This is a genomic window from Intrasporangium sp. (genome assembly GCF_032907665.1).
Taxonomy (GTDB): Bacteria; Actinomycetota; Actinomycetes; order Actinomycetales; family Dermatophilaceae; genus Intrasporangium.
Window position 1 is genome coordinate 31,154 of the sequence record NZ_JAJJPG010000012.1, and the last position, 7,172, is coordinate 38,325.

The window sequence follows — 7,172 nt, forward strand, 5'->3', positions numbered from 1 at the left end:
TGGCGAGGATGTCGTTGAACGTCTGCGACGGCCGCATCACCGAGGCGACCTTCTCCGGGTCCGGCAGGTAGTAGCCACCGATGTCCACCGGCTGCCCCTGGACGGCGATGAGCTCGGCGTCGATGGAGTCGGCCTGCTCGGTGAGCTTCGCCGAGACCTCGGTGAACGCGGCTGCGAGCTCGGCATCCTCCGTCTGCGAGGCGAGCTCCTGCGCCCAGTAGACCGCGAGCCAGAAGTGGCTGCCGCGGTTGTCGATCTGGCCGACCTTGCGCGCCGGGGACCTGCCCTCGTCGAGGACCGTGCCCGTTGCGCGGTCGAGCGTCTCGCCGAGGATCTTCGCCTTGGCGTTGCCCGTCACCTCGGACAGGTGCTCGAGGGACACTGCCAGCGCGAGGAACTCGCCGAGGCTGTCCCATCGCAGGTAGTTCTCCTTGACGAGCTGCTGCACATGCTTGGGTGCCGAGCCGCCCGCGCCGGTCTCGAAGAGGCCGCCACCGTTGATGAGTGGCACGACGGAGAGCATCTTGGCGGAGGTGCCGAGCTCGAGGATCGGGAAGAGATCGGTGAGGTAGTCACGCAGGACGTTGCCCGTCACCGAGATCGTGTCCTCGCCCTTGCGGATCCGCGCGAGGGAGAAGGCGATCGCGTCGGTCGGCTTCATGATCTCGATGGTGAGACCCTCGGTGTCGTGCTCCGTGAGGTACTCGCGCACCTTGGCGATGAGGTTCGCGTCGTGAGCGCGGGCCTCGTCGAGCCAGAAGACGGCAGGGACGCCGGTCGCACGGGCCCGTGTGACGGCGAGCTTGACCCAGTCGCGGATCGGGACGTCCTTGGTCTGGCAGGCCCGCCAGATGTCCCCGGCCGACACGGTGTGCTCGAGGAGCGCGGTGCCGGACTCGTCGACGACCCGGACGACACCGTCGGCGGGGATCTCGAAGGTCTTGTCGTGGCTGCCGTACTCCTCGGCAGCCTGTGCCATGAGGCCGACGTTGGACACGGAGCCCATCGTGGCGGGGTCGTAGGCGCCGTTGGCGCGGCAGTCGTCGATGACGACCTGGTAGATCCCCGCGTAGGAGCTGTCGGGAAGCACGGCGAGGGTGTCCTGCTCCTCACCGGCGGCGTTCCACATGTGTCCGGACGTGCGGATCATCGCGGGCATCGACGCGTCGACGATGACGTCGCTCGGGACGTGGAGGTTGGTGATGCCCTTGTCCGAGTTGACCATGGCGATCGCGGGACCCTGCTCGAAGCCGGACTGGAACGCCGCCTCGATCTCGGCACGCTTGTCCTCCGGCAGCCCGCCGAGCGACTTGAGCACGGCACCGAGCCCGTCCCTGGGGGACGCGCCCACGGAAGCCAGCTCAGCGGCATACCTCTCGAACACGTCGGGGAAGAAGGCGCGGACGGCGTGCCCGAAGATGATCGGGTCGGAGACCTTCATCATCGTCGCCTTGAGGTGGACGGAGAAGAGGACGCCCTCCTTCTTGGCGCGCTGGACCTGGGCAGCGAGGAAGTCGCGCAGCGCGGCAGCGCTCATGAAGGTCCCGTCGACGACCTCTCCGGCGAGCACCGGGAGCGACTCCTTGAGGACCGTCGTCGTGCCGTCGGGCGCGACGTGCTCGATGCGGAGCGTGTCGTCCTTGGACAGGACGACGGACTTCTCGTTGTGCGCGAAGTCGTCGGCGTCCATCGTCGCGACGTTGGTCCTGGAGTCGGCCGTCCACGCCCCCATCGAGTGGGGGTGCCTGCGGGCATAGTTCTTCACTGACGCGGGCGCCCGCCGGTCCGAGTTTCCCTCACGCAGCACGGGATTGACCGCCGACCCGAGAACCTTGCCGTAGGCGGCGCGGGCCGCACGCTCCTCGTCGGTCGTCGGGTTGTCGGGGAAGTCGGGGACCGCGTGGCCCTTCTCCTGGAGCTCCTTCACCGCAGCCTTGAGCTGGGGGATCGAGGCCGAGATGTTGGGCAGCTTGACGATGTTGGCCTCGGGGCGCTGGGCCAGGGCGCCGAGCTCGGCGAGCGCGTCGGGAGCGAGGTCGAAGGCGGCGAGGATGCGGCCTGCGAGCGAGATGTCGCGGGTCTCCACGTCCGCGCCGGCCTTCGCCGCGAACGCCTGGACGACCGGCAGCAGCGACGCCGTGGCGAGCGCGGGGGCCTCGTCGGTGTACGTGTAGATGATCTTCGAGTCCGTCACCAGTGCTCCATTTCGAGGGTCCGAGAGAAATCTTGATATCAAGATATCGGATGCGGCGCCGCCGCGGTCAGGCCCTCCCATCCTGCCGGGGTGCTCTTCACCACGCCACAGGCCAGAGGGTGCCGTATGCCGCTGGGCTCGCTGCTCCCGACGACGTGCCCTCACTAGGGTGGCGGGGTGATCAGCGAAGCCACCGTCCGCCACCTCGACCGGCGCCTCGCCGGGATCCAGCGAGACTCACGGCTGCCCTCGGTCGTTGCCGGGATCGTGCGCGACGGCGGACTCGTGTGGTCGCGAGCCATCGGCACCCTGGACGGCCGGGCAGGCGGGGAGCCGGCCGACCTCGACACGCAGTACCGGATGGGCTCGATCACCAAGACGTTCGTTGCCGTGGCAGTGATGCGGCTGCGTGACGCCGGGAGGCTCGACCTCGAGGACCGCTTGGAGGAGCACGTGCCGGGGTCGCGGCTCGGTGGGGCCACCGTCGCGCAGCTGCTCTCGCACGCGGCAGGGGTGCAGGCGGAGACGAACGGTCCGTGGTGGGAGCGAACCCCGGGCGGCACCTGGGAGGAGCTCGCCGCCTCGCCCGTCGTGCAGCGGTTCCGCGCCGGCCGGCGGTTCCACTACACCAACGTCGGCTATGCCGCGCTCGGCGAGCTGCTGGCCCGGACCCATGGGGCGAGCTGGTTCGACGTCGTCCGTCGCGACCTGCTCGAGCCGCTCGGGATGACGCGGACGACGGCGCGGCCGAGTGGCAAGGCGGCGCCCGGATGGGCCGTGCACCCCTTCGCCGACGTCCTGCTGCCCGAGCCCGAGCACGACGCGGGTGCGATGGGGCCGGCCGGCCAGCTCTGGACCACGGTGGAGGACCTCGCGACCTGGGCCGTCTTCGCGGGCGGGGACACGGGCGACGTGCTCGCTGCAGACACCCTGGCGGAGATGCTCGAGCCGCACGTCGTCGGCGACAGCCCCGGCCAGCCCTGGACGGTCGCGCACGGGTTGGGGTGGCAGGTGTGGAACATCGAGGGCCGCCGCCTGGCCGGGCACGGCGGCTCGATGCCGGGCTTCCTCGCCGGCCTGCGCGTCGACCTGGAGACCGGAGACGGGCTGGTCGCCTCCACCAACTCGACCGCCGGCCCGTTCGGACCTCAGGTCGGCACCCTGCTCACCGACTTCGTCGAGCGCGAGCCGAAGCCTCCTGAGCCGTGGCATGCCGCCGGTGACCCCGGCTTGCTCGAGCTCCTCGGGCTGTGGCACTGGGGTCCGACGGTGACGATGGCCAAGGCGGTGGGGGATCACCTCGTCCTCGGCGAGCCGGGAGAGGGCCGCGGCGCCCGGTTCGAGCGGGTCGGTCCGGACGAGTGGCGGGGCCTCGACGGCTACCACACGGGAGAGCCACTTCGGGTGGTCCGTCGTGCCGATGGCACGGTGTCGCACCTCGACCTGCAGAGCTTCCGCTTCACCCGCACCCCGTACGACCCGGAGGCAGACGTCCCCGGCGGCGTCGACGAGGTCGGCTGGTCCTGACGCCAGGCCCGACGACGCGACCCTGCGACGGCCGCGTCGGCCGGAGCGTCTCCCGATCCTGGACCTCGGCGGACGCGCTGGTTGGCTGGCCCCGGTGGGCGACCCTGGTGGGCGACCCTGGTGGGTGACCTCAGTGGGCGCCGAAGTGCTCGGCCCTGCGAGGCAGCAGGAAGGTCAGGAGTCCCGCTCCGACGACGAACACCGCAGCGAACCACAGGCATGCCTGGGTGGCGCTGGCGAACGTGTCGACAGTCGGGCCGGGCATCGCATCTTCGACCGGCGTGAAGAAGACCGTGCCGAGGACGGCGATCCCCAGGGCTCCGCCGATCTGCTGCACACTCGTCAGCGTGCCTGAAGCCGAGCCGGACTCGGAGGGAGAGACCCCCGCGAGGACGATGTCGAAGAACGGTGCCATGGTGAGGCCCAGACCGACGCCGATGATGGCGAGCCCCGGCGCCAGGGACCACGCATCGATCGCGTCGCCCGCCGAGCCGATCGTTGCGCTGAGCAGGAGCGCTCCGCCGACCACTGTGGTCGCCCCGAGATGCATGAGCCGGCGGCCCAGTACGTGCAGAGCCTGCGTGAGCAGGAAGCCGACGACCATGCCGAGGGCCTGCGGCAGACCGGCGACCCCGGCGCGCAGGGGATCGAACCCCAGCCCCAGCTGGAGGAAGAGGGTGACGACGAGCGAGATGCCCATGAGCGAGGCGAAGAAGAGCAGGCCGGTGACCAGCCCGGCGGTGAACGCCCGTTTGCCGAAGAGCGAGGGGACCACGAGAGTCGCCCGTCCGGCCCGGTCGCGCCGTCGTTCGAGCACCGCGAAGCCGACGAACGCCGCCAGGGCAAGAGCGATGAGCGCGAAGCTCCACGCGGGCCAGTCGTGCTCGCGTCCCTGGATGAGGGGGATGATGAGCCCGGCCATCCCGATCGTCGCCAGCAGGGACCCCGGCAGGTCGATGCTCAGGTCCGGGTCGGGACTCGAGGCCGGCAGGTACCGCAACCCGGCAACGATGCCGACGAGCGCGATGGGGAGATTGATGGCGAAGATCATCCGCCACCCCAGACCGAGCAGGTCGGCATCGACGAGCCATCCGGCGAGGACGGGACCGCCGACCGACGACAGGCCCATGACGGGGCCGAACAGACCGTAGGCACGCGCCATCTCGTCGGGTGGGAACATCTCCTTGATGAGCCCCAGGCCCTGGGGAATCATCGCTGCGCCGAAGAAGCCCTGGACCACCCGGGTGGCGACGAGCATCTCGGCCGAGAGAGCCACCGTGCACAGCAGTGACGCGACGGCGAAGCCGGCCATGCCGATGAGGAAGACGCGCCGGCGGCCGAACATGTCGCCGAGGCGCCCGCCGATGAGCAGGCCCGAGGCCATCGCGACGGTGTAGGCCGCGGTGAACCACTGGATGAAGGTCGTCGAGCCGCCGAGGTCCCTGAGGACGGAGGGGCCTGCGATGACCGTGACGAGCACGTCGAGCAGGTCCATCACCTCGGCGGCCAGGACCACGAGGAGTGCGGGCCACCGCCAGCGGTACGCCACCTCGCTGGGCCTCGGCCTCGGTGTCGGACTGGGTGTCGGCCTCGGTGTCGGACTGGTGGCAGTTGACATGTGCGGTCCCCCTGCTTCCTTCGATGGAACACTGTTCGTTGACGGAACACTGTTCTACTCACGAACAATGTTCGCGTCAAGTACAATGTTCGAGACCGAAGGAGCGGGAGCATGGACGGTGTGAAGACTGGGCCCGGGTCCGACCTCACGGCGAGCGCGGCGACCCCGTCGGAGGATGCTTCGATTCCGGTGGCGCCGTGGAAGCCGTCCGGGCGACCGACCAGGGCGCGGACGCCCATGTCGCTGGAGCGGATGGTCACTGTCGCTCTCGAGATCATCGACGCCGAGGGGACCGAGGCGGTCACGATGCGGCGGGTGGCGTCCGAGCTCGGCACCGGCCCCGCGTCCCTCTACGCCTACGTCAGCTCCCGGGACGAGCTGCTGAGGCATGTTCACGACCGGGTCATCGAGGAGATGACGTTCCCCGACTTCGCCTCGCTGGACTGGCAGGAGGGCGTGCGCCAGTTCGCCGACCGGGCCTACGACGTCTACCGGGCACACTCCGACATCGCGCTGTTCAGCTTCGCCGACATCCCGACGAGCCCGGTCGCCCTCGAGGCGTCGGAGGAGATGATGGCCGCCATGCTGCGTGGCGGCGTCCCCGTCCGGATCGCCGCCTGGGCCATGGACCGGCTCGCCCTCTACATCGCCGCCGACGCCTACGAGGGCTGGCTGCTCCAGCGCCGGTTCGGCGGCACCGTCGAGGAGGCGGAGGAGCGCGGGAAGGAGTACGTCGACCAGGTGGCGGGCTTCTTCGCCGCGCTCCCGACCGAGCGGTTCCCGACGTTGACCGCGCACCTCGACGAGATCATGGCCGGGGACGGGCGGGAACGGTTCCGCCACGGCATCGAGATGTTCATCGCCGGTATCGCCAGCCAGGTGGCCCCCGGCGGCGACGAGGAGCAGTGAGCCCAGCGGCATACGGCACCTGTCGTATGCCGCTGGGCTGGGACCGCGCCCAGCGCGCGGTCAGCGGGAGCGCGCGACGAGGGCCTCGATGCCGTCGAGAAGGAGGGTGAGGCCGCGGTCGAACTCGTCGGCGAAGAAGTCCTCGTCGGCGTCGTCGAAGGCCTCGGGAGCAGCGGCGGCGAGGTGGGGGAAGTGGAGCGGGTCGATGAGCTCGCCCATGATCGCGAGGTAGTTGGCCTGCATCGAGTCGGGTTCGGGCCGGCCGACGAGACCCATCCGCGTCGACTGGCGGACGTGGTTCTGGCTCCAGACGTCGATGGCGAGCATGGCCGAGAGGCGCTGCTGACTGGACAGGGGGGTGCCTGCGAGGGCCTCGAGACCGGCCTCCATCCAGGCGAGAGTGTGGGGCGTCAGCGGAGGTGACATCTGGGCCAGCTCCACGGTCCAGGGATGGGCCAGCCGGCGCTCCGCGATCTCCTTGGTCCACAATGAGATCCGCGACCTCCAGTCGAGGTCGCCGTAGTCGAGCTCCGGGCGGCCGTAGGCGACGTCGAGCATGACCGCGTGGAGCTCGTCCTTGCTGTCGACGTAGCGGTAGAGCGACATCGTCGTGAAACCGACTGCCTCCGCGACGCTCTTCATCGACACGGCGCCCAGGCCGTCCCGGTCGGCGATGGCGCCCGCAGCCGCCCCGATCTCCTCGATGCTCCGGCCGGGCTTGGGTCCGCGGCGGCCCTCGGGCTCTCGGCCCCAGAGGAGCTGGAGGTAACGCGGCAGCTCGGTCACTCACGGGAGTCTACTAATTGCTTGCGCGATACGCAGTTGCGCTCTATTTTGTGTGCGTCATAAACACTATGCCTGCTACACAGTTAGGGCTCGACGCATGGTTTCAGCCAGCACTCCCTCCACCACTCCCTCCACCAC

5 protein-coding genes are annotated in these 7,172 nt (G+C 69.8%); 2 read left to right on the forward strand and 3 right to left on the reverse strand.

Annotation, left to right across the window (positions count from 1 at the left end; genetic code table 11):
• Positions 1-2,194: NADP-dependent isocitrate dehydrogenase (locus LOY02_RS03615; RefSeq protein ID WP_317180963.1), on the reverse strand; the 2,194-nt coding region annotated here is incomplete at its 3' end.
• A gap of 177 nt (positions 2,195-2,371) precedes the next feature.
• On the opposite strand from LOY02_RS03615, the gene LOY02_RS03620 reads away from it, so the two are divergent.
• A complete protein-coding gene (locus LOY02_RS03620) occupies positions 2,372-3,721 on the forward strand; it encodes a serine hydrolase domain-containing protein (protein WP_317180964.1) in 1,350 nt (449 codons plus the stop codon).
• Between the two features lie 130 nt (positions 3,722-3,851).
• Here LOY02_RS03620 and LOY02_RS03625 read toward each other — a convergent pair whose 3' ends face one another.
• Entirely contained in the window at positions 3,852-5,270 is a 1,419-nt protein-coding gene (locus LOY02_RS03625) for an MFS transporter (RefSeq protein ID WP_317180965.1), read from the reverse strand.
• Positions 5,271-5,450: 180 nt separating this feature from the next.
• Here LOY02_RS03625 and LOY02_RS03630 point away from each other — a divergent pair, with 180 nt between their 5' ends.
• Positions 5,451-6,248 (forward strand): TetR/AcrR family transcriptional regulator, encoded by a 798-nt coding sequence (locus LOY02_RS03630; RefSeq protein WP_317180966.1) that lies wholly within the window; start codon positions 5,451-5,453, stop codon positions 6,246-6,248.
• A 60-nt stretch (positions 6,249-6,308) separates the two neighbouring features.
• Here the strand turns inward: LOY02_RS03630 and LOY02_RS03635 are convergent, their stop codons facing one another.
• Positions 6,309-7,034 (reverse strand): TetR/AcrR family transcriptional regulator, encoded by a 726-nt coding sequence (locus tag LOY02_RS03635; RefSeq protein ID WP_317180967.1) that lies wholly within the window; start codon positions 7,032-7,034, stop codon positions 6,309-6,311.
• Positions 7,035-7,172: the final 138 nt, after the last annotated feature.

Coding starts and splice junctions, on each gene's coding strand:
- LOY02_RS03630 (WP_317180966.1), top strand. CDS start 5,451: ATGGACGGTGTGAAGACTGGGCCCGGGTCCGACCTCACGGCGAGCGCG.